The sequence below is a fragment of the Streptococcus sp. 27098_8_73 genome (assembly GCF_041432495.1).
Lineage (GTDB): Bacteria > Bacillota > Bacilli > Lactobacillales > Streptococcaceae > Streptococcus.
On the sequence record NZ_JAPVZT010000004.1, the window covers coordinates 31,306 to 57,287 of the forward strand.

22 protein-coding genes and 1 riboswitch are annotated in these 25,982 nt (G+C 41.8%); of the genes, 19 read left to right on the forward strand and 3 right to left on the reverse strand.

Translation table 11 applies throughout. The features are described from left to right. Positions 1-100: 100 nt before the first annotated feature. The gene (gene guaB / locus O3651_RS03750; protein ID WP_125373177.1) at positions 101-1,582 is read right to left on the reverse strand and encodes an IMP dehydrogenase; all 1,482 of its coding nucleotides are present in this window, start codon (positions 1,580-1,582) and stop codon (positions 101-103) included. A gap of 165 nt (positions 1,583-1,747) precedes the next feature. Then, positions 1,748-2,773 carry a tryptophan--tRNA ligase gene (gene trpS, locus O3651_RS03755; RefSeq protein WP_371609613.1) on the reverse strand — a complete coding sequence of 342 codons (1,026 nt, stop codon included), beginning with the start codon at positions 2,771-2,773 and terminating at the stop codon, positions 1,748-1,750. Between the two features lie 239 nt (positions 2,774-3,012). Here trpS and O3651_RS03760 point away from each other — a divergent pair, with 239 nt between their 5' ends. The 16 genes from O3651_RS03760 (at position 3,013) to rpsD (ending at position 21,155) form a co-directional block, all read left to right on the forward strand. Continuing rightward, entirely contained in the window at positions 3,013-4,635 is a 1,623-nt protein-coding gene (locus O3651_RS03760; protein ID WP_005591399.1) for an ATP-binding cassette domain-containing protein, read from the forward strand. A 75-nt stretch (positions 4,636-4,710) separates the two neighbouring features. Next, a complete protein-coding gene (locus tag O3651_RS03765) occupies positions 4,711-7,305 on the forward strand; it encodes a YfhO family protein (RefSeq protein ID WP_371609614.1) in 2,595 nt (864 codons plus the stop codon). A gap of 145 nt (positions 7,306-7,450) precedes the next feature. After that, complete coding sequence (locus tag O3651_RS03770; RefSeq protein ID WP_005591401.1) at positions 7,451-7,987, forward strand: LysM domain-containing protein; 537 nt, start codon at positions 7,451-7,453, stop codon at positions 7,985-7,987. Between the two features lie 259 nt (positions 7,988-8,246). Further along, positions 8,247-9,392 carry a tRNA 2-thiouridine(34) synthase MnmA gene (gene mnmA, locus O3651_RS03775; RefSeq protein ID WP_255209853.1) on the forward strand — a complete coding sequence of 382 codons (1,146 nt, stop codon included), beginning with the start codon at positions 8,247-8,249 and terminating at the stop codon, positions 9,390-9,392. Positions 9,393-9,413: 21 nt separating this feature from the next. Further along, positions 9,414-9,845, forward strand: a complete 432-nt coding sequence (locus tag O3651_RS03780; protein ID WP_125383119.1) for an SseB family protein — start codon at positions 9,414-9,416, stop codon at positions 9,843-9,845. A gap of 146 nt (positions 9,846-9,991) precedes the next feature. Then, a complete protein-coding gene (mnmG, locus tag O3651_RS03785) occupies positions 9,992-11,902 on the forward strand; it encodes a tRNA uridine-5-carboxymethylaminomethyl(34) synthesis enzyme MnmG (protein WP_037586116.1) in 1,911 nt (636 codons plus the stop codon). Positions 11,903-12,188: 286 nt separating this feature from the next. Next, positions 12,189-14,174 carry a DHH family phosphoesterase gene (locus tag O3651_RS03790; RefSeq protein WP_371609615.1) on the forward strand — a complete coding sequence of 662 codons (1,986 nt, stop codon included), beginning with the start codon at positions 12,189-12,191 and terminating at the stop codon, positions 14,172-14,174. Between the two features lies 1 nt (position 14,175). After that, the gene (rplI, locus tag O3651_RS03795; RefSeq protein WP_061909903.1) at positions 14,176-14,628 is read left to right on the forward strand and encodes a 50S ribosomal protein L9; all 453 of its coding nucleotides are present in this window, start codon (positions 14,176-14,178) and stop codon (positions 14,626-14,628) included. Positions 14,629-14,654: 26 nt separating this feature from the next. Beyond that, positions 14,655-16,010, forward strand: a complete 1,356-nt coding sequence (gene dnaB / locus O3651_RS03800) for a replicative DNA helicase (RefSeq protein WP_005592121.1) — start codon at positions 14,655-14,657, stop codon at positions 16,008-16,010. Position 16,011: 1 nt separating this feature from the next. Next, complete coding sequence (locus tag O3651_RS03805) at positions 16,012-16,284, forward strand: Veg family protein (protein WP_005592064.1); 273 nt, start codon at positions 16,012-16,014, stop codon at positions 16,282-16,284. A 205-nt stretch (positions 16,285-16,489) separates the two neighbouring features. After that, the gene (locus O3651_RS03810; RefSeq protein ID WP_247950914.1) at positions 16,490-17,113 is read left to right on the forward strand and encodes an HAD family phosphatase; all 624 of its coding nucleotides are present in this window, start codon (positions 16,490-16,492) and stop codon (positions 17,111-17,113) included. 84 nt (positions 17,114-17,197) lie between these two features. After that, positions 17,198-17,300: riboswitch (TPP riboswitch) on the forward strand. Between the two features lie 222 nt (positions 17,301-17,522). Next, on the forward strand, positions 17,523-17,813 hold the full coding sequence (locus tag O3651_RS03815) for a thiamine-binding protein (protein ID WP_045499954.1): 291 nt from the start codon (positions 17,523-17,525) through the stop codon (positions 17,811-17,813). Then, positions 17,776-18,528 (forward strand): ABC transporter permease, encoded by a 753-nt coding sequence (locus O3651_RS03820; protein WP_037615008.1) that lies wholly within the window; start codon positions 17,776-17,778, stop codon positions 18,526-18,528. Before O3651_RS03815 ends, O3651_RS03820 begins: the two co-directional genes overlap by 38 nt. A gap of 42 nt (positions 18,529-18,570) precedes the next feature. Further along, a complete protein-coding gene (locus O3651_RS03825; protein ID WP_371609616.1) occupies positions 18,571-19,569 on the forward strand; it encodes an ABC transporter substrate-binding protein in 999 nt (332 codons plus the stop codon). After that, positions 19,569-20,291 (forward strand): ABC transporter ATP-binding protein, encoded by a 723-nt coding sequence (locus O3651_RS03830; RefSeq protein WP_371609617.1) that lies wholly within the window; start codon positions 19,569-19,571, stop codon positions 20,289-20,291. Before O3651_RS03825 ends, O3651_RS03830 begins: the two co-directional genes overlap by 1 nt. A 252-nt stretch (positions 20,292-20,543) precedes the next feature. Further along, positions 20,544-21,155: a 30S ribosomal protein S4 gene (rpsD, locus tag O3651_RS03835; protein ID WP_000092756.1), complete on the forward strand. Its 612-nt coding sequence runs from the start codon at positions 20,544-20,546 to the stop codon at positions 21,153-21,155. Between the two features lie 104 nt (positions 21,156-21,259). Here the strand turns inward: rpsD and O3651_RS03840 are convergent, their stop codons facing one another. Further along, a complete protein-coding gene (locus O3651_RS03840; protein ID WP_005591417.1) occupies positions 21,260-21,790 on the reverse strand; it encodes a TetR/AcrR family transcriptional regulator in 531 nt (176 codons plus the stop codon). Between the two features lie 141 nt (positions 21,791-21,931). On the opposite strand from O3651_RS03840, the gene O3651_RS03845 reads away from it, so the two are divergent. The 3 genes from O3651_RS03845 to O3651_RS03855 all read left to right on the forward strand — a co-directional run bounded on the left by O3651_RS03845 (position 21,932) and on the right by O3651_RS03855 (position 25,971). Then, a complete protein-coding gene (locus tag O3651_RS03845; RefSeq protein WP_371609618.1) occupies positions 21,932-24,331 on the forward strand; it encodes a YhgE/Pip family protein in 2,400 nt (799 codons plus the stop codon). Between the two features lie 241 nt (positions 24,332-24,572). Continuing rightward, positions 24,573-25,298: a polyphosphate polymerase domain-containing protein gene (locus O3651_RS03850; RefSeq protein WP_371609619.1), complete on the forward strand. Its 726-nt coding sequence runs from the start codon at positions 24,573-24,575 to the stop codon at positions 25,296-25,298. Then, complete coding sequence (locus O3651_RS03855) at positions 25,291-25,971, forward strand: DUF4956 domain-containing protein (RefSeq protein WP_371609620.1); 681 nt, start codon at positions 25,291-25,293, stop codon at positions 25,969-25,971. Before O3651_RS03850 ends, O3651_RS03855 begins: the two co-directional genes overlap by 8 nt. Positions 25,972-25,982 lie beyond the last annotated feature (11 nt).

Here is a 25,982-nt window from a genome sequence, read left to right on the forward strand (position 1 = left end):
GCTTTACAAATTAGTAAAATAACTGTAAATTGAATTTACAACATTGTAAACTAAAAACAACCTTGTCAAGGAGTTGACAAGGTTGTTTTTCTTTATAATTTTATTGGACAGAGTAGTTTGGAGCTTCATTGGTGATTTGTACATCGTGAGGGTGACTTTCTTTTAAACCAGCACCACTCATCTCAATAAATTGAGCATTTTCATGAAGTTCTTGCAGGTTAGCTGCACCGACATATCCCATACCAGAACGGATACCGCCCAACATTTGGAAGACGATATCTGCAGCCGCTCCTTTATAGGCTACACGACCTTCAATTCCTTCTGGAACTAGCTTATTCGCTTCATTGACAGAACCTTGGAAGTAGCGATCGCTGGACCCTTTCTTCATAGCTGCGATAGAGCCCATTCCACGGTAAGTTTTAAATTTACGTCCTTGGAAGATTTCAGTTTCACCTGGCGCTTCGTCCGTTCCAGCAAACATGGAACCAAGCATGACTGCGTTTCCACCTGCGGCAAGGGCTTTTACGATATCACCTGAATACTTGATGCCTCCGTCAGCAATGATGGTTTTTCCATATTCACGTGCGACTGCAGCTGCATCGTAGATTGCTGTGACTTGTGGGACACCGACACCAGCAATGACACGAGTTGTACAGATAGAACCTGGTCCGATTCCAACCTTAACCACATCAACACCTGCTTCATAAAGGGCGCGTGCCCCTTCAGCAGTTGCAATATTTCCAGCAATCAAAGTGCGATCTGGGAAGTGAGCACGAATTTCAGCAATTTTACGTAGAACGCCAGCTGAATGACCATGGGCTGTATCAATAACAATGGCATCTGCTCCTGCTTCAAAGAGGGCCTCTGCACGTTCAAATGTATCTGAAGTGACACCTACCGCACCAGCAACTAGCAGACGACCAAATTCATCTTTTGCTGCATTTGGGAACTCAATCACTTTTTCAATATCTTTAATGGTAATGAGACCAGAAAGTCGACCGTTTTCATCTACTAAAGGTAGTTTTTCAATCCGGTGTTCTTGCAGAATTCTTTCAGCAGTTGCCAGATCAGTTCCGACTGGAGCTGTAACAAGATTTTCACTGGTCATGTGGTTGGAAATTGGTTGATTATAATCTGAAATAAAGCGTAAATCACGGTTAGTCAGGATACCGACTAATTTACGATTTTCCATCGTTTCAACCACTGGGACCCCACTAATGCGGTAGCGCCCCATCAATTCATCTGCTTCAGCAATTGTATGATTAGGAGTCAGGAAGAATGGATCGATGATGACACCATTTTCAGAACGTTTTACCTTACGAACTTCATCAGCCTGCTGTGCAATAGACATATTTTTGTGGATGACACCTAGACCGCCGGCACGGGCAATGGCGATCGCCATTTGACTTTCGGTAACTGTATCCATAGCCGCAGTAATAATTGGGATATTTAATTTTAAATTCTCAGCAAGTTTTGTACTTAAATCAGCATCATTTGGCAACACGTGACTTTCAGCTGGAATAAGCAATACGTCATCAAAGGTAAAACCTTTTTTCAAAAATTTAGTGTCCCAGTTAGACATCCACAGTTTCCTCTTTTCTTATATATTGAGCAAGGCTCGTCTTTTTATTGTTAATATCATACCATTCTATAGGCATTTGTCAATGATTATTATGCAAAAATTAAAAACCATCTCTTTTTCAGGCAAAAGACGATGGTTTTTGATGTAATCTGCTATTATTGTTCGTTATTTAAAGTAATTAATTCCCATTGCATTTTTGACTTCTGACAGGGTTTGTCCAGCAACTTGTCGAGCACGATCACTGCCTTCTTTTAGCATGTCATAGACTTGGCCCATATCCTTGGCAAATTCGAGACGACGCTCTCTGATTGGTCCTAATTCCCGCTCTAAAATATCCAGGAGATAGCGTTTAGTTTTGACATCACCCAGACCACCACGTTGGTAGTGTTCTTTCATAGCCGCAATTTCAGCAGCATCTTCTGGTCGACCAAAAACATCTAGATAATGGAATACCATATTACCTTCGATTTTTCCTGGATCTTCAACTTTGATGTGGTCGGGATCGGTGTACATACTCATGACCTTTTTCTTGAGTGTATCCATGTCATCCGCTAGATAAATCCCATTGTTTAATGATTTTGACATTTTAGCATTACCATCAAGCCCTGGTAAACGCCCAGCTGCTTCATTTTCTGGATAAATTCCTTCAGGCTCCACCAAAACCTCACAGCTATAGGCATGATTGAAAGAACGAACAATTTCACGTGTCTGCTCAATCATTGGTTTTTGATCATTTCCGACAGGTACATAATTGGCCTTAAAGGCTGTAATGTCAGCAGCTTGAGAGATAGGATAAACCAAAAATCCAGTTGGGATACTTTCTCCAAAACCTTTCTGAGCAATTTCTGTCTTGACAGTCGGATTGCGCTCTAAACGAGCTAAAGACACCAAATTCATGTAATACATTGACAGTTCTGCCAACTCTGGAATTTGACTCTGGATGAAAATAGTAGCTTTTTGGGGATCCAGTCCAGCTGCCAGATAGTCTAAGGCTACATTGCCAATTGATTCTACAATTGTTTGTGGATCTTTCGCATGGTCTGTCAGAGCTTGTTGATCCGCCAGAAAAACAAACATCTCATACTTGTCTTGATTTTGTAAAAGGACACGGTTACGTAGACTTCCGACATAATGACCAATATGTAATTTTCCAGTCGGACGGTCTCCGGTTAAAATAATGGGTTTTGTCATTGCTTGCTCCTCAATTAGTGTTGCTCTCATTATATCATTTTCAAAGAAAATGCGGAAGAAGCTAGAAGAAAAAAGAAGAAACGCAGTTTAAAAAGCAATTACTTGACAATATGTTTACAGTATATTTACAAGATTTACGGCATATTTATCTCTTAAAATAGTTTTTTGTCCTATAATAATTTGAAAAAAGAAGAATTTTCTAGTAAAATGGAAGAGATTACATATATAGGAGAAAATTATTGCTTACAGTATCTGATGTGTCACTGCGTTTCAGTGATCGAAAATTATTTGATGAAGTAAATATTAAATTTACAGAAGGAAACACTTATGGCCTAATTGGGGCGAATGGTGCGGGTAAGTCCACCTTCTTGAAAATTTTAGCTGGAGATATTGAGCCGACGACAGGCCATATTTCTTTGGGGCCAGATGAGCGACTTTCTGTTTTGCGTCAAAATCACTTTGACTATGAGGATGAGCGGGCCATTGATGTTGTTATCATGGGGAATGAGCACCTTTACAATATCATGAAGGAAAAAGATGCCATCTATATGAAGCCTGACTTTTCTGACGAGGATGGGGTTCGAGCGGCTGAGCTGGAAGGTGAATTTGCTGAGTTGGGTGGCTGGGAAGCTGAAAGCGAAGCTTCTCAATTGCTACAAAACCTAAACATTCCAGAAGACTTGCATTACCAAAATATGAGTGAATTGACGAACGGAGACAAGGTTAAGGTTCTTCTTGCCAAGGCTCTTTTTGGTAAACCTGATGTCTTGCTTCTAGACGAGCCGACCAATGGTTTGGACATCCAGTCTATTACTTGGTTGGAAGATTTCTTGATTGACTTTGACAATACAGTTATTGTCGTATCCCACGACCGTCACTTCTTAAATAAAGTTTGTACCCACATGGCCGACCTTGATTTTGGTAAGATCAAACTTTATGTCGGAAACTATGATTTCTGGAAAGAATCAAGTGAATTGGCAGCTAAGTTGCTCGCTGACCGAAATGCTAAGGCAGAAGAAAAAATTAAGCAATTGCAAGAGTTTGTGGCTCGCTTCTCCGCCAATGCTTCCAAGTCCAAACAGGCAACATCTCGTAAAAAGATGCTGGATAAGATTGAATTGGAAGAAATTGTTCCGTCAAGTCGAAAATATCCATTTATCAGCTTTAAAGCAGAGCGTGAAATCGGGAACGATCTCTTGACAGTAGAAAATCTTTCTGTCAAGATTGATGGCGAGACTATTCTTGACAATATCAGCTTTATCCTGCGTCCTGGCGATAAGACAGCTTTGATTGGACAAAATGATATCCAGACAACTGCCTTGATTCGTGCCTTGATGGGAGATATTGACTATGAAGGAACTGTCAAGTGGGGCGTTACAACCAGTCGTTCTTATTTGCCGAAAGATAATTCTCGCGACTTTGCGGGTGGTGAATCTATTCTTGATTGGCTCCGTCAATTTGCGAGTAAGGAAGAGGATGATAACACCTTCCTTCGAGGTTTCTTGGGGCGGATGCTCTTCTCTGGCGATGAAGTTAACAAGTCTGTCAACGTCTTGTCAGGTGGAGAAAAAGTTCGGGTTATGCTGTCTAAGCTGATGCTTCTCAAGTCAAATGTTTTGGTCTTGGATGATCCAACCAATCACTTGGATTTGGAATCTATTTCTAGTCTTAATGATGGTTTGAAGAACTTTAAAGAGTCGATCATTTTTGCCAGCCATGACCATGAGTTTATTCAAACCTTGGCCAACCATATCATCGTTCTCTCAAAAAATGGTGTGATTGACCGCATTGACGAAACTTATGATGAATTTTTGGAAAATCAAGAAGTTCAGGCAAAAGTCAAAGAACTTTGGAAAGATTAATAAGTTGTCAACATAAGTTGACAGAAGTTTACAGAGGCATGAAACAACGTTTCGGCCTCTTTCTCTATAAGAAACATGGAAAAAATCAGATATTTTTTTAAGAAAAATTGGCTTTATTTAGCTTCCTTCACCTTACCTTTTCTCATTATGTGTTTCGTTTATCTGAGTCAAGGTATTTACTGGGGAAGCGATACTTCGCCGTTACTTGGAGACGGCTTCCATCAGTATGTCGTATTTGATACGACATTGAGGAATATCCTTCATGGAACGGATAGTCTTTTTTACACATTTTCAAGTGGATTAGGGCAAAATTTTTATGCTCTCTCCAGCTATTATCTAGGAAGTTTCCTTTCCCCCTTCGTCTACTTTTTCGATTTAAAATCAATGCCGGATGCGGTCTACTTGTTTACTCTTATCAAGTTTGGTTTGATTGGCTTGACAACTTGTATTAGTATTAAAGGGATCTTTAAAAAAATTCCAGACACACTAATCTTGATTCTGTCAACTTCCTTTGCCTTGATGAGTTTCTCAGTCAGTCAACTAGAAATAAAAACTTGGTTAGATGTATTTATATTGGTGCCTCTTATCATCTTTGGTTTACACAAGTTGATGAATGGACAAGGGAGAGTTTTATACTTTACAAGCTTGTCAATTCTCTTTATCCAAAACTATTATTTTGGCTATATGATGGCCCTGTTTTTAGTTCTTTGGTACCTCGTTCAGCTTTCTTGGGACTTTAAGGCCAGGATTCGGTCTTTTCCTGATTTTGCTATCGTGTCAATATTAGCAGGGCTTACTAGTTTAATTATGATTTTGCCAACCTATCTAGATCTGAGTTCACATGGTGAGACCTTGACAAAGGTTGAAGGCTTGTTTACTGAGAAAAGTTGGTATCTAGATATTTTTGCTAAAAATTTTATAGGAAGTTTTGATACAACTAAGTATGGCTCTATTCCTATGATTTATGTTGGTCTATTTCCTCTTATTTTAAGTATCTTATTTTTCACGATAAAAAGTATTAAGCTTCGCGTGAAACTGGCCTACATTTTTTTGATTGGCATTTTTATAGTGAGTTTTCGACTGCAGTATTTGGATTTACTCTGGCAGGGAATGCATGCGCCAAATATGTTTTTACATCGCTATTCTTGGCTTTTTTCTCTTTTTATCATTTTGATGGCTGCAGAAACGCTCAATCGTTTGGAGGAAGTTAAATGGTGGCAAGTATTCCTTAGCTTTCTGCTCATTTCTTTTGGTTTTCTAGCCACTTTATACCATAGTAAACGCTATGATTTTCTTGGTCCTGAAAATTACATTTTTACCTTAGAGTTTTTCTTTGCCTATCTCTTAATCAGCTTCGCTTTTATTCGTTGTCACGTTAGGCAAAGTATGTTTACACTATCTTTACTGTTTTTTGTGGTTTTTGAGCTTACCTTAAACGCTTATTATCAGGTTGATGGAATTGCTAAAGAATGGGTTTTTGCAAGTCGTTCATCCTATTCGAAAAAGATGAACGAAATTGACAGCCTTGTCAATTATAGTAAGAAAGAAAACATAGATTTCTTTCGAACAGAGAGGCTTGATCCTCAGACTGGGAATGACAGTATGAAATTTAATTATAATGGAATTTCTCAATTCTCATCAGTCAGGAACACGCAAGCTAGCTCGACGTTAGATAAGTTAGGTTTTAAATCAGCAGGAACTAACCTTAATCTCCGCTATCAAAATAATAGCATTTTGATGGATAGCCTTTTTGCTGTAAAGTATAACTTGTCTGAAACAGATCCGCAGAAATTTGGTTTTTCTGCAGATAAGACTGAGCGATCAATGACATTGTATGAAAATAATTATGCTTTGGGTTTGGCTTTCTTAACCAATGATGTTTACAAAGATGTCAAGTTCACTAATTTAACGCTCGACAATCAGACAGCCTTTTTAAATCAACTATCGGGTTTGGATCATAAATATTATGAGCGAATTTCTATAGCTGGTAATGAGGAAGAAACTGAAGGGAAAGTAACTGCAAGCATTGAAAATGACACTCAATTAAGCTATGCTAGCGTCACTTATACAATTGAGGTGCCTGCAGGTAGTCAAGTCTATGTCAACCTTGCAGATCTTGATTTTTCAAACGATAATCAAACCGATGTCAATATCACTGTAAATGGAATCACGAATCGTTACCCGACCCATAATGTTTTTCCATTTTTGAATATTGGCTACTTTAAGGAAGCACAGACGGTTTCTATCCAATTTTCTTTCCCAGAGAATCGAACTGTCTTTTTTAACCAGCCAGAGTTTTTCTCTGTGGATGTAAATAAATATCAGCAACTCATAAGTAAATTGAAAGAACAAGAGGTTTCTGTGACGACAAAATCCAATACGGTAACGGTTGATTATCACGCGGATAGAGATAGTTCTCTCTTTTTCACCATTCCTTATGATAAGGGCTGGACAGCTAGTGTAGATGGCAAGAAGGTACCGTTAAAACGTGCGCAGAATGGTTTTATGAAACTTGATGTGAACAGAGGAGCAGGTAGAGTTACTTTATCATTTGTTCCAAGGGGATTAAAGGAAGGAACTGCAGCTTTCATTTTAGGAATAGTTTTATTTTTCTTCTATGATAGAGTTCGATTTAAATGGAGCAAAAAACATATAGATAGTTCAGCATAGGCTTTACATCATCAAAAAAGCTTTATAATATATGTCTGTTTTTACAAGTTCTTCAATAGTCTGTAATATAATTCATCAAAGTAATAAAGTTCTGTAATACTTTTGCTTTAGGATAGATATATCACAGAAAAGGAGAATTCTAAACATGAATTTGTATTTTAAAAATAGAATGATGAAAGCAGGCTTGCTCAGTTTGATGGCAGGAGCCGCTGTTTTGCTTCCGATTGTAGCCAATGCAGAAAGTTATACTGTCAAGTCAGGTGATACCTTGTCCGCGATTGCTGCTTCTCATCAGACGACTGTTGACAAGATTGCGCAAAAAAACAAGATTAGCAATATCAATCTGATTAGTGTTGGTCAGGTTTTAGAACTGGACGATGATGTATATGAGCAGGTGACTGTTGAAAAATCAGATAAGGCTGAGCAATCTACTGTAAACCCAAGTTCTGGCTTGAGTACTGAGGATGCAGAGGCTAAGGAGTGGATTGCTCAAAAAGAATCCAGCGGCAGTTATACAGCGCAAAATGGGCAATACTATGGTCGCTATCAGTTGACTATCGCCTATCTAAATGGAGATTTATCACCAGAAAATCAAGAGAAGACAGCGGATGCTTATGTAGCAGGTCGCTATGGCTCATGGTCGGCTGCTAAAAATTTCTGGTTAGCAAATGGCTGGTATTAAAACTTTAGGAAAAATTATATTTACAGGGATTGGAGTTCATATTCTAGTCCCTTTTTGTAATTACGAGTAAATTCTTAGTTAGAGCACATGGTTTCTATATCAAGATGTTTACAACAATGCAAACCTACTTGACAACTTATAAAGCTCATTAGATTGAGCCAAAGGTTATTCGTTGTTCTCCTTGCTAAATCATGCTATAATAGACCTTGCTCAAGCGACCTTCAATCGTTGAAAGCACAGCACGACCTTCAATCGTGAAATAACGAAAAGATGGGAGAACACAATGAGTGATAACTCTAAGACTCGTGTCGTTGTTGGTATGAGCGGAGGTGTTGATTCATCAGTAACTGCCTTGCTCTTGAAAGAGCAAGGTTACGATGTGATTGGCATCTTCATGAAAAACTGGGACGACACAGATGAATTTGGTGTCTGCACAGCCACAGAAGACTACAAGGATGTAGCAGCTGTTGCAGACCAGATTGGCATTCCTTACTACTCTGTCAACTTTGAGAAAGAGTACTGGGATCGCGTTTTTGAATACTTCTTGGCGGAATACCGAGCTGGTAGGACTCCAAATCCAGATGTCATGTGTAACAAGGAAATCAAGTTTAAAGCCTTCCTTGACTATGCCTTGACACTGGGTGCAGATTACGTTGCAACGGGTCACTATGCTCAGGTTAAGAGAGACCAAGATGGCTTGGTTCACATGCTGCGTGGCAAGGACAACAATAAGGATCAGACCTACTTCTTAAGCCAGCTATCACAGGAACAACTTCAGAAGACTATGTTTCCTCTGGGTCATTTAGAAAAGCCAGAAGTTAGAGCGGTTGCTGAAAGAGCCGGCTTAGCCACTGCTAAGAAAAAAGACTCAACTGGTATTTGCTTCATTGGTGAGAAGAATTTTAAAGAATTTCTGAGCCAATATTTACCAGCCCAGCCTGGTCGCATGATGACAATGGATGGCCGAGATATGGGTCAGCACGCAGGACTAATGTATTATACCATTGGCCAGCGGGGCGGTCTTGGAATTGGTGGTCAGCAGGGCGGTGACAACGAACCTTGGTTTGTGGTCGGAAAAGACCTTAGCCAAAATATTCTTTATGTTGGTCAAGGATTCTATCATGACCATTTAATGTCAACCAGCCTTGACGCTAGTCAGGTTCATTTCACGAAAGAAATGCCGGAAGAATTTACTATGGAATGTACAGCTAAGTTCCGTTACCGGCAGCCAGATTCCAAGGTGACAGTTACTGTAAAGGGTGACAAGGCTATTGTCAACTTCGATCAACCACAAAGGGCCGTTACTCCAGGCCAAGCAGTCGTTTTCTATGATGGAGAAGAGTGTTTAGGTGGGGGATTGATTGACAGAGCTTATAAAAATGGTCAAGTCTTGCAGTACATTTAAGTAACTACAAGAGGAACGAGAATGTTTCAATTTTTTAAGAAAAAGACTGATGAGAAGGACAGACTTGAAACTCTTTCTGACTACAAGAAGCAGTATTTGCATGAGAAAACGACAGAATCTATAGAGGCATTATTTAAGGCATTAAAGCAATCTAAAGTTTGGGTTCCCTTCAATGCTTATCTAATGGATGAAAGTGAAGGTCAAGAAGGTGTTCGCCTAAAACCCGATATTCTGCAAAAGGGAGATGATTATTTCTATCCCTGTTTCTCAAACGAGCAAGAGATTCCAAAAGAATACTATGATCGCTTTTCTTGGTTGCAACTGCCTGTCACAGATTGTTTGTTTGCAGTTGAAGGCAGAGGGAGATTTCCATTAAGAGGGATTGTTCTAGACGCATTCTCTGAATCTGTCGAGATTGATAAAGAAGCTTTTGAAGCGATTCGCCAATCTTAGTTGCTTTAGATTGACAATTTCGCTCAATTTGCTACAATAAGATAAGCAATACCTATGATGGTCAAAGCTCATGGATGTTGCAGGCTTTTTTGTCCTGCACTTCTAGAGACTTGGCCTTTTTTGGTGAAAAAATGAAGGAAAAAGAAATGACACACAATTTTACTGAAAGTTATGATGTTATCGTGATTGGAGCAGGGCATGCTGGAGTTGAGGCATCGCTTGCTGCTAGTCGAATGGGTTGTAAAGTTCTTTTGGCAACCATCAATATTGAGATGCTGGCTTTTATGCCTTGTAATCCCTCTATCGGAGGGTCTGCAAAAGGCATTGTCGTTCGTGAAGTAGATGCTTTGGGCGGAGAGATGGCCAAGAATATTGACAAGAGCTATATCCAGATGAAAATGCTCAATACTGGTAAAGGACCCGCTGTTCGGGCTCTTCGAGCGCAGGCAGATAAAGAGCTCTATTCTAAAGAAATGCGCAAGACTGTTGAAAATCAAGAAAATTTGACTTTGCGACAAACCATGATTAATGAAATCTTGGTTGAAGATGGTAAAGTAATTGGTGTTAAAACAGCGACGCAACAGGAATATGCAGCTAAAGCCGTCATTGTTACAACTGGAACAGCCTTGCGGGGAGAAATTATCATTGGTGATCTCAAGTATTCGTCAGGTCCTAATCACAGTCTGGCAGCCATTCCTTTGGCTGATAACCTGCGGGATCTAGGCTTTGAAATTGGTCGTTTTAAGACAGGAACACCTCCACGTGTTAAGGCGTCATCTATCAATTATGATGTGACCGAGATTCAGCCAGGTGATGAAAAGGCCAATCATTTTTCATACACATCTCGTGATGAAGACTATGTGAAAGATCAAGTGCCTTGCTGGTTGACTTATACCAATGCAGAAAGTCATGAAATTATCCAAAATAACCTGCACCGTGCTCCTATGTTTTCAGGTATCGTTAAGGGTGTGGGACCTCGCTATTGCCCGTCTATTGAGGATAAGATCGTCCGTTTTGCGGATAAGGAACGCCACCAGCTTTTCTTAGAGCCTGAGGGTCGTGATACAGAAGAAGTTTATGTGCAGGGGCTGTCAACCAGTCTGCCAGAAGATGTACAAAAGGACTTGGTTCACTCTATCAAAGGTTTAGAAAATGCTGAGATGATGCGGACAGGCTATGCCATTGAGTACGATATGATTATGCCTCACCAGTTGCGGGCAACCTTGGAAACCAAAAAGATTTCAGGGCTCTTTACAGCAGGTCAAACCAATGGAACTTCTGGCTATGAAGAAGCTGCAGGTCAGGGGATTATTGCTGGGATTAATGCGGCCTTGAAGATCCAAGGAAAGCCAGAGTTGATCTTGAAGCGTAGTGATGGTTACATTGGAGTCATGATTGATGATTTGGTGACCAAGGGGACTGTAGAACCTTATCGCCTCTTGACTAGCCGAGCGGAATACCGTTTGATTCTCCGACATGACAATGCTGATATGCGTTTGACAGAGATTGGCCGAGAAATTGGTCTTGTAGATGATGAGCGCTGGGCTCGTTTCGAGATTAAAAAGAATCAATTTGACAATGAGATGAAGCGCTTGGAGTCTATCAAGTTGAAACCTGTCAAGGAAACCAATGCTAAGATAGAAGCGCTTGGCTTTAAAGCTCTGACAGATGCAGTGACAGCCAAAGAATTTATGCGGAGACCGGAAGTGTCTTATCAAGATGTGGTTCAATTCATTGGTCCAGCGGCAGAAGAATTGGATGAAAAGATTATCGAGCTAATTGAGACAGAGATTAAGTACGAAGGATATATTTCTAAAGCCCTTGATCAGGTTGAGAAGATGAAACGTATGGAAGAAAAGCGGATTCCAGCTAATATTGACTGGGATGATATTGACTCCATTGCGACAGAAGCGCGGCAGAAGTTTAAGAAAATCAATCCAGAAACGATTGGTCAGGCAAGTCGTATTTCGGGTGTCAATCCAGCAGATATTTCTATTTTGATGGTTTACTTAGAAGGCAAGTCTAGAAGCATTTCTAAAAACAAAGCAAAATCATAGCATATTAACGTACTATCTTACTGATAGTACGTTTTTATATAATTTACAGAATTGTAAATATCTGTTTACAAAAAATCTCTTTTATATAGAGAAATATTTACAAATACTGTCAATTTTTTGTTTAATAAAATTTACAAGATTTACACATCTTGTAAATTGATTGTGAATATTTGTTTAAGAATAGATCTAGGATTTGAGTCTTTCTTGCTTTACAAGTATCCAAGGACAGTGAAAACTCGCTTTTTTTAAGAAAATATGGTAAAATGGCGCAATAAGAGGTTTTTTAATGAAAAGAATTCGTTTTTCCCCGAGCCACTTTGCGATAGTGGGGTTTACTTCCTTTATCATATTAGCTATTTGTCTACGCCTTTTTGGTGATAGTTTGCCTATGCTGGTGTCTCTTTTCATAGTGCTGGTGCTCTTGGTTTGGCTATTTATACAGCAGCAAAGAGTGACCGAATTGGACGAGCTTGAGCAGATTCGCTATGTCAATCATCAAGCAGAGGGAAGTTTAGCTTCTTTGCTGGATAAGATGCCAGTTGGTGTGATTAAAATCAATGAAAATAGTGGAGATGTGGACTGGTTCAATCCTTATGCTGAATTGATTTTTACAACGGATGATGGGGAGCTAAATAGTGATCTCCTTCAGGAAATTATCCAGCTTGCTGCTTCGAAATCGGGTAGCTACGCAACAGTAGGAGACAATCAATATTCTGTTTATTTTGATTCAGCTTCCAGTGTCCTGTACTTTTTTGATGCATCAAGTGAGTATGAAGCAACAGTTGGGCTCGTTACGACGCGACCAGTTATCGGTGTTGTCTCAGTTGATAATTATGATGATTTGGAAGATGCTGTATCAGATTCAGATATCAGTCATATCAATAGTTTTGTAGCTAACTTTGTAGCAGAGTTTTCTGAGCAATTTCATATGTTCTACCGTCGGGTGGGAATGGATCGTTATTATCTTTTCACGGATTATACGGTTTTGGAACAACTGATGGATAGTAAATTTTCGATCATTGATCAATTTCGGACAGAAGCCAAGAATCGAAAACTTCCTCTGACGCTTAGTATGGGCTTTTCTTATGGGGATGGTAAGCATGATGAAATTGGTAAGATTGCCCTCCTTAATCTTAACCTAGCTGAGGTCCGAGGTGGTGACCAAGCGGTTGTCAAAGAGAATGACGAGAACAAGAATCCAGTTTACTTTGGTGGTGGAACGGCTGCATCTGTCAAACGTACACGCACGCGTACGAGGGCTATGATGGCAGCTATTTCAGATAAAATCAAGAGTGTAGATCAGGTTTTCGTGGTTGGTCATCGCAATCTTGATTTGGACGCCTTAGGCTCCGCAGTGGGTATGCAGCTTTTTGCTAGCAATATCATTGAGAAATCCTATGTTGTGTATGATGACCAACAGATGGGTTCAGATATCTATCGCTCTATTCAAAAATTGACGTCAGAAGGCGCTGATTATCTTTTGCCGATCTCAGAAGCCGTAAACCGAGTGACCAGTCGCTCACTCTTAATAATGGTGGACCACTCGAAGTTGGCCTTAACGCTTTCAAGAGAATTGTTTGACCGATTTAGTCAGACGATTGTGGTGGATCATCACCGTCGTGATGAGGATTTTCCTGAAAATGCGGTCATCGCCTATATCGAAAGTGGGGCTAGCAGTGCCAGTGAATTGGTAACGGAGTTGATTCAGTTTCAAAATTCCAAGAAAAATCGCCTGAATAAAATTCAAGCCAGCCTGCTCATGGCTGGGATTATGCTAGACACCAAGAATTTTACCTCCAGAGTAACGAGTAGAACCTTTGATGTAGCTAGTTATTTGCGGGCTCGCGGCAGTGATAGTGTAGTCATTCAGGATATTTCTTCGACGAATTTTGAAGAGTATCGAGCAGTCAATGAGCTGATTTTGACAGGTAAGAAGCTTTTGCCAAATGTGATTGTAGCAGCGGGTGCTGAAAATGCCAGCTATGATACAGTCGTCATCAGTAAGGCGGCTGATACCATGCTTGCCATGTCGGGCATTGAAGCAACATTTGTGGTCAGCAGGAATACCGAGGGTTACGTATCCATTTCAGCTCGTAGTCGCAGTAAGATCAATGTTCAGCGGATTATGGAGAAAATGGGTGGTGGTGGCCACTTTAATCTAGCAGCAGCGCAAGTTAGCGATCAAACGGTTGCTGAAGTCACTCAATGCCTAAATCAAGAGATTATGGATCAAGTGATGGATAATGAGGAATCAATAGAAAAGGAGAAATAAAATGAAAGTTATTTTTTTAGAGGATGTAAAAGGAAAAGGGAAAAAAGGGGAAATCAAGGAAGTACCTACTGGTTATGCTCAAAATTTCCTGATTAAGAAAAATCTGGCTAAGGAAGCCAATGCACAAGCTATCGGTGAGCTGAGAGGAAAGCAAAAATCTCAGGAAAAGGCTCACGCAGAGATGGTGGCAGAAGCTCAAGCTATTAAGGCTAAGTTGGAAGAAGAAACAACGGTCGTGGCTTTTACAGAGAAAGTCGGACCAGACGGACGGACTTTCGGTTCGATTACCAACAAAAAAATTGCTGATGAACTACAAAAGCAATTTGGTCTAAAAATTGATAAACGGAATATCAAGGTTGATTCTCCCATTCGTTCGATTGGTTTGATTGATGTTCCTGTAAAGATTTACCAAGATGTGACAAGTGTGATTCGCCTGCGGGTTACGGAAGGGTAGAAAGGGAATAAAGGAAGGATTCACCTATGGCAGAGATTGATGAGTTGCGAGCTCAGCCTCAAGATATTTTAGCAGAGCAGTCTGTACTAGGGGCCATTTTCATCGATGAGAGCAAACTGGTCTTTGTCCGTGAATATATTGAGCCTGGAGATTTCTTTAAATATGCCCATCGTCTGATTTTTAAGGCCATGATTGACTTGGCGGATCGTGGGGATGCTATTGATGCGACCACCGTTCGCAATATTTTGGATAGCCAAGGAGACCTGCAGAATATTGGTGGCTTGAGCTATCTGGTGGAGGTCGTTAATTCTGTGCCGACTTCTGCCAATGCAGAGTACTATGCCAAGATCGTTTCTGAAAAAGCAATCTTACGCCGCTTGATTTCCCGTTTGACGGAATCCATCAATCAAGCCTATGATGGGGAAAGACCATCCGAGGAAATCATTGCAGGGGCAGAAAAGGCTCTGATTGATGTCAGCGAAACGGCCAGCCGCAGTGGGTTTAAAAATATTCAAGATATTCTAAATCTTAATTTTGCTAATCTAGAAGCCCGTTCTCAGCAAACTACTGATATTACGGGGATTGCGACGGGTTACCGTGAGTTGGATAAGATGACGACGGGTTTGCACGAAGAAGAGTTAATCATCCTAGCTGCTCGTCCTGCGGTCGGAAAGACGGCCTTTGCCCTCAATATCGCCCAGAATATCGGGACCAAGCTGGATAAGACGGTGGCTATCTTCTCCCTAGAAATGGGGGCAGAGAGTCTGGTCGACCGGATGCTGGCTTCAGAAGGAGTGATTAATTCTCACTCTATCCGTACAGGGCAGTTGACAGATGAAGAGTGGCAGAAATATACCATTGCGACGGCGAATCTGGCTAATGCGAGTATTTATATTGATGATACGCCGGGGATTCGGATTACAGAGATTCGTTCGCGGGCTCGCAAGTTGTCTCAAGAGACAGGCAATCTTGGCCTGATTTTGATTGACTACCTGCAATTGATTACAGGAACGGGTCGTGAAAATCGCCAGCAGGAAGTTTCGGAAATTTCCCGCCAGCTTAAGATTTTAGCAAAGGAACTCAAGGTGCCGGTTATTGCGCTGAGTCAGCTCTCGCGTGGCGTGGAGCAACGGCAGGACAAGCGCCCAGTACTGTCTGATATTCGGGAGTCTGGGTCTATCGAGCAGGATGCGGATATCGTAGCCTTTCTTTACCGAGACGACTATTATGAACGGGCCGGTGAGGAAGAGGAAGGCATTCCTAACAATAAGGTTGAAGTCATTATTGAGAAAAACCGGAGCGGAGCGCGTGGTACGGTTGAGCTAATTTTCCAAAAAGAATATAATAAATTTTCAAGTATTTCTAAAAGAGAGGATGTATAGAATGAGTGATGCATTTACAGATGTGGCAAAAATGAAGAAAATCAAGGAGGACATCAAGGCTCACGAGGGGCAGATGGTGGAAATGACCTTGGAAAATGGGCGTAAGCGCCAAAAAAGTAAACAAGGTCGTTTGATTGAAGTATATCCTTCTCTATTTATCGTTGAGTATGAAAATGAAGGGGGGCAGCCGGGTGAAATTGCCAACACCTATGTGGAGTCCTATACTTACTCAGATATTTTGACAGAGAAAAATTTAATTCGCTATTTTGACTAAGAATAATAGGTGATTCCAGAACTTTGTATTGCTTCCTAGAGTTGGGTAAAACCCAACTTTGAGGAACAGTTCATTTCTGGGATTTTTCTTAATCTAAACATGCTATACTAAGGATGGTTAAGACCAGCTGAAATAGCGGATTTGCAATGGCATGAGCTAGAACTTACAAAAGCTCCTACATATAGAGAAAGGGCTGGTGAAAGAAATGATAAAAAATTTGGTTTTTGACTTAGGAAATGTCTTGATTGAATGGAATTCTGAAAAAATCTTGACCTCTTTCGAACCTGAGAAAGAGCGTCGACAGATTCTTAGACAGGCTATTTTTGATTCGGGTGTCTGGCATCAAACAGACAAGGGAGAGCTGAGATTGAAAGAAGCTTGTGATAAAGTGCTAGTTCAGCTGGATGACTCCTACCATCCTACTGTTCAGAATATCTTCTACAATTGGTATGAGGTTGTGGAGGTTTACAGTGGTTTACAGGAGCAGATTGGCTTATGGGCTGATCGAGGCTATCGCATTTACATCCTGTCAACTACTTGCGAGATTTTTTACCATATTGAAAAAGCTGGTTTGTTGTCCATCTTTCCACTGCTGTCGGGCTATATCCTTTCCTCAGAAGTCGGGGTTGTCAAACCAGAGCCAGAGATTTATCAAAAGCTGCTGAAAAAATACGGGATTGATCCAACAGAGTCAGTCTTTATTGATGACATTCAAACTAACTTGGATACGGCAGCTGAACTGGGTTTTGAAACCATCTTATCCACAAGTGAGCCAAAGAATATCAGGGCTATGGAGTCTTTGTTGGCTACGAAAGGAGAGTTTGGCTAATTGATGATCGTTTGCTTCACTTATCGTTGAAAAGTAGTGAGCCCAAGCTCCAATCTTGACATTTGCTGATGATTGCGTTATCATAATCCTATATATGGGAGTCTGTGTACAGTCTGAGAGGAAGTGTAAGCTTCGACCGCACCTGATCTGGGTAATGCCAGCGTAGGGAATTGTATTTGTAAAGACCTTGTGGTTTTGCTAAAATGGGGAATTATTCACCAATCTTTAGTTTACTGATGCATGCAACACCTTTTCCATATTGGAAAAGGTGTTTTTGTATGGAAAGCAAGGTGTTTATAAAGGGAGCTCGCTGTCTTTTTGTTTAAAAACCAAGTTATTTTCTTGTGAATTTTAATCCTATCTGCATACATTATTCTCAGATGAAGCATGAAAGTAAGGAGGTGAAGAGATGAAAGCCAGCATTGCGTTACAAATTCTTCCTTTGTCACATGATGTGAATCGTTTAGCAGTCATAGAGGAAGTAATTGAGTTTTTGCAAAAACAGCCAGTGAAGATGGTCGTGACGCCCTTTGAGACCGTTCTAGAAGGGGAATGGGAGACCTTATTTCCTATTCTGCAGCAGGCGATTGAACTTGCAGGTACTCAGGCAGACAATGTTTTTGCTAATGTGAAAATAAACTATGGAAAGATTTTAAGTATTGATGAAAAACTTGAAAAATATCCTGCGGCAGCAGATTAGCCTTTTGGGTATGCTGGGAATCCTTGTCATCTGGCAGGTCATGGGCTGGCTCAAGCTCTTGCCCAAGTTTATCCTGCCGACGCCTCTGGAAATCGGTCAGGCTTTTATCAGAGATGCGGGCTTTCTAGCAAGTCATAGCTGGGCCACCTTAAAAGTAGCCTTGCTGGGGTTAGTCTTGGGTGTCATCTTGGCCTGTATACTAGCTGTGCTCATGGACAGCATGAGCTGGCTCAATGATTTGATTTACCCTATGATGGTCGTAGTGCAGACGATTCCGACCATTGCTTTGGCGCCAATTCTGGTTCTCTGGCTGGGTTATGGGATTTTGCCTAAAATTGTGCTGATTATTTTGACGACTACTTTTCCGATTATCGTCAGTATTCTGGATGGTTTTCGGCATTGTGATCGAGATACTCTGACTCTCTTTGAGCTTATGCAGGCCAATCGCTGGCAGATTCTTTGGCATTTTAAGATTCCAGCTAGTTTGCCCTATTTCTATGCGGGCTTGCGCGTCAGTGTTTCCTATGCCTTTATTACGACTGTGGTTTCCGAATGGCTGGGCGGTTTTGAAGGCTTGGGTGTTTACATGATTCAGTCCAAGAAACTTTTCCAGTACGATACTATGTTTGCCATTATCATATTAGTTTCGGTTATCAGTCTTCTGGGGATGAAGCTGGTGGCTGTCAGTGAAAAATATGTTATTAAGTGGAAATAGGAGCTCAGCTCTGCTATTTCCAAAAAAGAAAAGAGGATTATAATGAAAAAAACTTATAAAATGTTCTTGGCAGGCTTGGCTGCCGTGTCTATCTTCGGCTTAGCGGCTTGCAGCAAGTCAGGCTCAGAGTCTGCTAGTAAGGATAAAAAGATTGATTTTATCCTAGACTGGTCACCAAACACCAATCATACCGGCCTCTATGTAGCTCAGGAAAAGGGCTACTTTAAGGAAGCAGGTGTGGATGTGGATATCAAGTTACCGCCTGAAGATAGCAGTTCAGATCTGATTATCAATGGCAAGGCGCCTTTTGGTATTTACTTCCAGGACTCCATGGCTAAAAAACTGGATAAGGGCGCAGAAATCACGGCCGTTGCGGCCATCGTAGAGCATAATACTTCGGGCATTATTTCTAAGAAGTCTGCAGGGATTACAAGTCCTAAGGATCTGGCTGGCAAGAAATACGGTACATGGAATGATCCAGTGGAGCTGGGCATGCTCAAAACTTTGGTAGAAAGCCAAGGCGGTCAGTTTGATGAAGTGGAAAAAGTTCCCAACAACGATTCCAACTCTATTACGCCGATTGAAAATGGCTTGTTTGATGCAGCCTGGATTTACCACGGCTGGGACGGCATCATGGCAGAGACTCAGGGCATGGATACTAATTTCTTTTACATGAAGGACTATGTCAAGGAGTTCGACTATTATTCTCCAGTCATCATTGCCAATAATGACTATCTGAAGAAGAATCCAGACGAGGCGAAAAAGGTTTTACAGGCCATCAAGAAGGGCTATCAATATGCCATGGAGCACCCTGAAGAAGCAGCGGATATTTTAATCAAGCATGCGCCAGAGTTAAAAAATAAGCGTGACTTTGTCTTGGCTTCCCAAAAATATCTGTCCGAGCAATATGCATCAGATAAGGACAAGTGGGGTCAGTTTGAGGCTAGCCGCTGGAATGCCTTTTACAAATGGACCAAGGACAATGGCATCGTGAACAATGACTTGAGTGACAAGGGATTTAGCAACGATTATATAAAATAATGACAGAAATTAAACTTGAAAATGTAAGTTATGCTTATGATGAGCAGCAGATTTTGAAAGATATCAGCCTAGAGGTAGAAGCAGGCCAGGTCGTAGCGATTTTGGGGCCTAGTGGAGTCGGGAAAACGACCCTCTTTAATCTGATTGCTGGGATTTTGGAGGTCCAGTCGGGCAGGATTATCCTAGACGGGCAGGAAAATCCCAAGGGCCGGGTGAGTTATATGCTGCAGAAGGACTTGTTGCTGGAGCACAAGACGGTGCTGGGCAATGTCATCTTGCCCCTCTTAATCCGAAAAGTATCCAAAAAGGCAGCGACGGAGCAGGCGACTCAGATTTTGAAGGAGTTCGGGCTCTTTGATGTGGCAGACAAGTATCCACATGAACTGAGCGGGGGGATGCGGCAGCGCGTGGCTCTGCTGCGGACCTATATGTTCGGTCATAAGCTATTTCTTCTGGACGAGGCCTTTAGTGCCTTGGATGAGCTGACCAAGATGGAGCTGCACGCTTGGTATCTGGATATTCATCGTAGGCTAGGCCTGACGACTCTCCTCATTACTCATAGCATCGAGGAAGCTCTGGCTCTCAGCGACCGTATCTATATTCTGAAAAATCGGCCTGGACAAATCGTAGCAGATCTCCAGCTGACTTGGTCAGACAGCGAGGATAAGGAACTGCAGAAGCTCCGATACAAGCAGGAGATTTTGAAGCTTTTGGGGCTGTAAGCTGCCTTGTTTTCTAAAAATGACTTTAATCAAGCCTCTGGGCTTGATTTTTTGTAGAATAGTCTTTACTTTTGACTGTATTCATGGTACAATAGCCTTTGTGTGAAATAGCAGCAGGAAAGCATGAAGCTCGTCAACAGGTGTCTTATGACAAGTAACCTTGGCTGTTTAGGCGAAGGGCATCTGCACGAATCAGGGCTTTCTAAGTGACTATTTCCACCGAAATATTTTTATTTTTAGGAGGACATACATATGTCACGTTATACAGGACCATCTTGGAAACAAGCTCGTCGCCTTGGCCTTTCACTTACAGGTACAGGTAAAGAATTGGCACGTCGTAACTACGTACCAGGACAACACGGACCAAACAACCGTTCTAAATTGTCAGAATACGGTTTGCAATTGGCTGAAAAACAAAAACTTCGTTTCACTTACGGTGTAGGTGAAAAACAATTCCGTAACTTGTTCGTGCAAGCTACAAAAATCAAAGGCGGAATCCTTGGTTTCAACTTCATGCTTCTTTTGGAACGCCGTTTGGATAACGTTGTTTACCGTCTTGGTCTTGCGACTACTCGTCGTCAAGCTCGTCAATTCGTAAACCACGGTCACATCCTTGTTGACGGCAAACGCGTTGATATCCCATCATACCGCGTAACTCCAGGTCAAGTGATCTCAGTTCGCGAAAAATCATTGAAAGTTCCTGCAATCCTTGAAGCTGTTGAAGCAACTCTTGGACGTCCAGCATTCGTATCATTCGACGCTGAAAAATTGGAAGGTTCATTGACTCGCTTGCCAGAACGCGATGAAATCAACCCAGAAATCAACGAAGCACTTGTCGTTGAATTCTACAACAAAATGCTTTAATTTCTATTGGAAATTTATTCAGAAGCCGATTTCGGCTTCTTTTTTATTCGACTAACAAAAAGAGGCTGGGATATCTTGTCCCAGCCTTTATTAGTTGTTGAGTTTTATAGCATCTTTAAAAGAAGATTAGCCATTTGTTCTGGGCTTTCCTTACTACCTCGGGCGATCCACATCTGGTAGACGCCAAAGAAGGCATTGACGAGGTAAACGATGCCGTATTCCTTTTCGATTTGATTGAAAGCTTTATTGCGAAACCGTTCCTGTAGGATTTGGGAAAGTAAGGATTGGAGCTTATGGCGTAGGAAATTTTGGATTTCTCTAGTACCGTTTTCCGTCAAGAGAGCAGCCAGAAGAGGCTCTTGGGTCAGGAACTGAAAGACCTCTGTGATAGCGACTGCAACATCTTCTCGATTGTGTTCAAAGATATATTCTAGTTGATGAAAGAGGCCTTGCTGATAGCGCTCAATCATATCATATTTATCCTTGTAATGGGTATAAAAGCTACTGCGACTGATACCGGCAGCTCGCGCCAATTCGACTGTTGTAATATGGTCAAAAGATTCTTGATGCAATAAGTCAACCATAGCCTTCTCAATGATGGCCTTGGTTTTTTTACGTTTATTACTTTCCGTCATTTTAATTTTTCCTTTGTCATTGAATTATACAAAATTAGACAAGGTGTACAAAAACAGAATTTTCTGCTTGCCTTAATTTTTTTATTGTGTATAATCTATTATATCAAATTTTTAGACAATGTGTATAAAAAAGGAGAAGAGATGTTCAAAGAATGGAAAGCCATCTTCAAAAAACCGAAGATTATTGTAGTCATGCTGGGGGTTGCCTTGATTCCAGCCTTGTATAATGTGATTTTTTTGAGCTCTATGTGGGATCCGTATGGCAAACTTTCTGATTTGCCAGTAGCGGTGGTCAATCAGGACCAGAAGGCGAGCTTGTATGGAAAAGACTTGTCCATTGGTTCAGATATGGTTCAAGATATGAAGAAAAATGCAGCGATGGATTTTCATTTTGTGGATAAGGATCAGGCAGAGAAGGGATTGGAAAAGGGCGACTATTACATGGTGGTGACTCTTCCTAAGGATCTATCAGCCAATGCGGCTAGTATCTTGAGCAATCAGCCTAAGCAAGTTACGATCCACTACCAAACATCCAGTGGTCATAGTTTTATCGCCAGCAAAATGAGCGATTCTGCCATGACTTCGATGAAGCAATCGGTCAGTCAGAAGATTACAAACAGCTATGTGACAAGCCTTTTTGCGAGTATGGATAAGCTAAAAGGTGGACTTGGAACAGCTGCCGATGGCACAGCTAAATTGGCCGAAGGCAGTCAGGAACTGGCAAACGGTAGCCAAAAGCTGTCTACTAACTTGGAAAGTCTAGCTCAGTCCAGCCTCACTTTCTCAGATGGAGCCACAGCGCTGTCAACTGGTCTGGTAGCATACACAGATGGAGTGGCTCAGATCAATGCTGGCTTGCCGACTTTTACTAGCAAGATGACGGAATATACAGATGGAGTTGGGCAGCTTTCAGCTGGCGCCAGTCAGTTAACTGCTCAGTCACAAACATTACTGAATGGAACCAACCAACTGACGGGTAATTCACAGGAATTAGTCGCTGGTGTGGAGCGCCTAAACAGCGGTTTGGCAGAACTGCAATCCTCCGTTAATAGCAGTGTTACGACTAACCAAGAAAAGGTTGCTCAGTTGACGGCGGGTCTAGATCAGCTCAATACAGCTATTCAGAATGCCACATCGGGAACGAGCTTGCCAACGGAAACAATTGCGGCTTCTCTCACGACGATTGCGACCAATGCCCAGTCTTTGGCAAGTAGTGCGCAAAGTGATCGGGCGGCAGCCGTAGCTGCTTTAGAAGGCACAGCTGCTTACCAAAAACTTTCTGCCGATGAGCAAGAAGAACTAAAAGCAGCTCTAGCAGGTGGTGCTGATTCTAGCAGTAGTGCAGCGGCAACTATTGTACAGGAAGTCCAAGCTATCCAAACGAATCTGCAAGGACTGCAAACGGCCAGTGGTCAGGCAAGTCAGCTGTCGGCAGCGGCCAACCAAGTCCTGCCAGGTGCTTCAGCTATGATTAGTGGTCTCTACGGTGGCTTGGGTCAGGTAAATGACGCCTTGTCCTCTGCTAGCACTGGTTCAGCGACCCTTTCTCAAGGCATTACGGCTTATACAGGTGGCCTTTCTCAAGTAGCTCAGGGAGTAGCCGCTTATACTACAGGTGTCGATCAGCTTTCTCAAGGAGCAGCTAACCTAGCGAGCCATAATGACCAAGTGACTTCAGGAATCGGTCAAATCAGCTCAGGCCTCTCTCAATTACATGATAAATCATCTACTTTGGTCGCAGGTATGCAAACATTATCTACAGGTGCAACTCAAATGGCGGATGGTTCTCAGCAGTTAGCGAATGGTGGTCTCACCTTGAACAGTGGGCTGGGAAATTTATCAATCGGCGCTCAGACTCTAAATACAGGGTTGACGGATGCCAAGGGTCAATTGTCCGAGCTTTCAGTGACAGAGGACAATGCGGCTGCCTTGGCTGGCCCTGTCGAGCTGAAAAAGACAGATAAAGATCAGGTTGGTAAAAATGGTATTGGTATGGCTCCCTACATGATTTCTGTTGCTCTTTTTGTGGCGGCGATTTCGACCAATGTTATTTTTGGCACGCTTCCTTCTGGTCAGGTGCCAGCTTCTCGCAAAGCTTGGCTCAAGGCTCGTTTGGAAGTCAATGGCTTGATTTCTGTTTTGGCAGGTATCTTGGTTTATGGAGCGGTTCATTTGATTGGTCTTGAGGCCAACTACGAATGGACGACGTTAGCATTAACCGTTTTAGCCAGCATGGCCTTTATGGCGGTTGTGACGACTCTGGTCACTTGGGATAGTAAGGTTGGGGCCTTTATCTCCTTGATCCTCTTGCTCCTGCAACTGGCTTCCAGCGCTGGTACTTATCCGCTGCCCCTAACGGCAGAAATCTTCCAAAAGCTCAATCCAATCTTACCGATGAGCTATGCGGTGTCAGGACTGCGGGAAACGATCTCGATGAATGGTCAAATCGGTGGCCAACTAGCTTTCTTGACCGCGACTTTACTGCTTTTTATGGTCTTAGGCACAATGGCCTATCGTCCTGATAAGAAGAAAATCATTTAAGATAGAGAAGAGTGCAGATTATTTTCTCTATGAAAGGAACAACTTGGTTTTGTGAACAGAACCAAGTTTTTTTGTTTCACGTGAAACAGCAGAGAATTTTATTGTATAGATTTTCTCCACAAATCTATTTTATTCGCTATGAAAATATGAATGTTTTGTTTTCTTTAAGTTTTCTTTAGCCTTGCTTTAAGTTTTCATCCGTAAAATGGCTCTAGTTACAAGAAAGACAGGGGGAGAATCCATGGCTAAAAAAACATTTAAAGATAAATTTCAACGATTTGAAACCAAATATATTATTTCCAAAGAAACCTTGGCCGATTTACTGACCGAGTTTGAAAGTCATCTGGTGGAGGATGAGCATGCTTACTCGACCATCCATAATCTTTACTACGACACCCCGACCTATCAAATGATTCGTGAATCCTTAGAAAAGCCTTATTTTAAAGAAAAATTGCGCGTGCGGACCTACGATGAAAGCCCAAGAGAAGACAGTCAAGTCTTTTTGGAAATCAAGAAAAAAGTGCGTAAGATTGTCTACAAGCGCCGCATTTCGACAGATTTAGTAGCTGCCGAGGCTTACTTGGAGGGCGATCACAGTAAGATTGAAGATTGTCAGATTCGTGAGGAAATCGACTGGCTGGGTCAGCGCTACGGTGGCCTGCAGCCCATGATGTATATCTACTACAATCGTTATTCTATGAAGGGGATGGAGGATCCCAATGTTCGGATTACCATTGACCACGATTTGACCTACCGCAACTATGATTTAAGCCTCTTGCATGGTCATTACGGGGAAAATCTTCTGCCGGATCATCATGTGATTATGGAAGTCAAGGTGCCAGGAGCCTATCCGCTCTGGCTGAGTGAGATTTTGGATCGCCATCAGGTCTTCCCAAGCTCCTTTTCCAAATACGGGGTTGCTTACAAGAAAACGACAGACTATAAAGGAGTTGTAAATCATGCTTAGTCACTTATTTTATGATATTTTTACCGATACGGCCGTAGATCCAGCCATGATGATGCTGGCTATTGGAGTATCCTTGCTTTTGGGCTTAGTCATTGCCAAGGTTTACCAGTTTAAGACAGTTTACAGCAAATCCTTTGTGATGAGTTTGGCGCTTTTGCCGACCTTGATTGCAATTGTGATTTTCTTGGTCAATGGAAGTTTGGGAGCAGGGGTTGCCGTTATGGGAGCTTTCAGCTTGATTCGTTTCCGTTCCGCACCGGGAGGAGCTAAGGAGTTGGTGTCCATTTTCCTAGTCATGACAATCGGGATTGCCATCGGAATGGGCTATCTGGTCTTTGCGACCGTCTTTACCTTCATCATGTCGCTCGCCATGCTGCTGCTTGAAGTGGTTAATTTTGGACAGATGAAGCATTCCATGCGCCAGCTGACTGTTGTCATACCAGAAAGTCTGGACTATGAAAGCATTTTTGATGATATTTTCAACCAAGCTGCCAATCATGTTGAACTGGCCAATGTCAAAACCTCTGATATGGGAAGTTTGTTTAAGATTAAATACATCATTCAGCTGAATGGTCGAATGACCGAAAAAGAACTCATCGATGCCCTACGCACGCGCAATGGAAATCTAGAGATTGCCATCAGCCGCTATATCACGAAAGAAAATGAATTATAATTAGAAAGAGG

Bases quoted from the DNA above. Each gene is read 5' to 3' on its own strand.
- guaB (WP_125373177.1), bottom strand. From the start codon at position 1,582: ATGTCTAACTGGGACACTAAATTTTTGAAAAAAGGTTTTACCTTTGAT.
- trpS (WP_371609613.1), bottom strand. From the start codon at position 2,773: ATGACAAAACCCATTATTTTAACCGGAGACCGTCCGACTGGAAAATTA.
- O3651_RS03765 (WP_371609614.1), top strand. From the start codon at position 4,711: ATGGAAAAAATCAGATATTTTTTTAAGAAAAATTGGCTTTATTTAGCT.
- O3651_RS03770 (WP_005591401.1), top strand. From the start codon at position 7,451: ATGAATTTGTATTTTAAAAATAGAATGATGAAAGCAGGCTTGCTCAGT.
- O3651_RS03780 (WP_125383119.1), top strand. From the start codon at position 9,414: ATGTTTCAATTTTTTAAGAAAAAGACTGATGAGAAGGACAGACTTGAA.
- mnmG (WP_037586116.1), top strand. From the start codon at position 9,992: ATGACACACAATTTTACTGAAAGTTATGATGTTATCGTGATTGGAGCA.
- O3651_RS03790 (WP_371609615.1), top strand. From the start codon at position 12,189: ATGAAAAGAATTCGTTTTTCCCCGAGCCACTTTGCGATAGTGGGGTTT.
- rplI (WP_061909903.1), top strand. From the start codon at position 14,176: ATGAAAGTTATTTTTTTAGAGGATGTAAAAGGAAAAGGGAAAAAAGGG.
- dnaB (WP_005592121.1), top strand. From the start codon at position 14,655: ATGGCAGAGATTGATGAGTTGCGAGCTCAGCCTCAAGATATTTTAGCA.
- O3651_RS03805 (WP_005592064.1), top strand. From the start codon at position 16,012: ATGAGTGATGCATTTACAGATGTGGCAAAAATGAAGAAAATCAAGGAG.
- O3651_RS03810 (WP_247950914.1), top strand. From the start codon at position 16,490: ATGATAAAAAATTTGGTTTTTGACTTAGGAAATGTCTTGATTGAATGG.
- O3651_RS03815 (WP_045499954.1), top strand. From the start codon at position 17,523: ATGAAAGCCAGCATTGCGTTACAAATTCTTCCTTTGTCACATGATGTG.
- O3651_RS03820 (WP_037615008.1), top strand. From the start codon at position 17,776: ATGAAAAACTTGAAAAATATCCTGCGGCAGCAGATTAGCCTTTTGGGT.
- O3651_RS03825 (WP_371609616.1), top strand. From the start codon at position 18,571: ATGAAAAAAACTTATAAAATGTTCTTGGCAGGCTTGGCTGCCGTGTCT.
- O3651_RS03830 (WP_371609617.1), top strand. From the start codon at position 19,569: ATGACAGAAATTAAACTTGAAAATGTAAGTTATGCTTATGATGAGCAG.
- rpsD (WP_000092756.1), top strand. From the start codon at position 20,544: ATGTCACGTTATACAGGACCATCTTGGAAACAAGCTCGTCGCCTTGGC.
- O3651_RS03840 (WP_005591417.1), bottom strand. From the start codon at position 21,790: ATGACGGAAAGTAATAAACGTAAAAAAACCAAGGCCATCATTGAGAAG.
- O3651_RS03845 (WP_371609618.1), top strand. From the start codon at position 21,932: ATGTTCAAAGAATGGAAAGCCATCTTCAAAAAACCGAAGATTATTGTA.
- O3651_RS03850 (WP_371609619.1), top strand. From the start codon at position 24,573: ATGGCTAAAAAAACATTTAAAGATAAATTTCAACGATTTGAAACCAAA.
- O3651_RS03855 (WP_371609620.1), top strand. From the start codon at position 25,291: ATGCTTAGTCACTTATTTTATGATATTTTTACCGATACGGCCGTAGAT.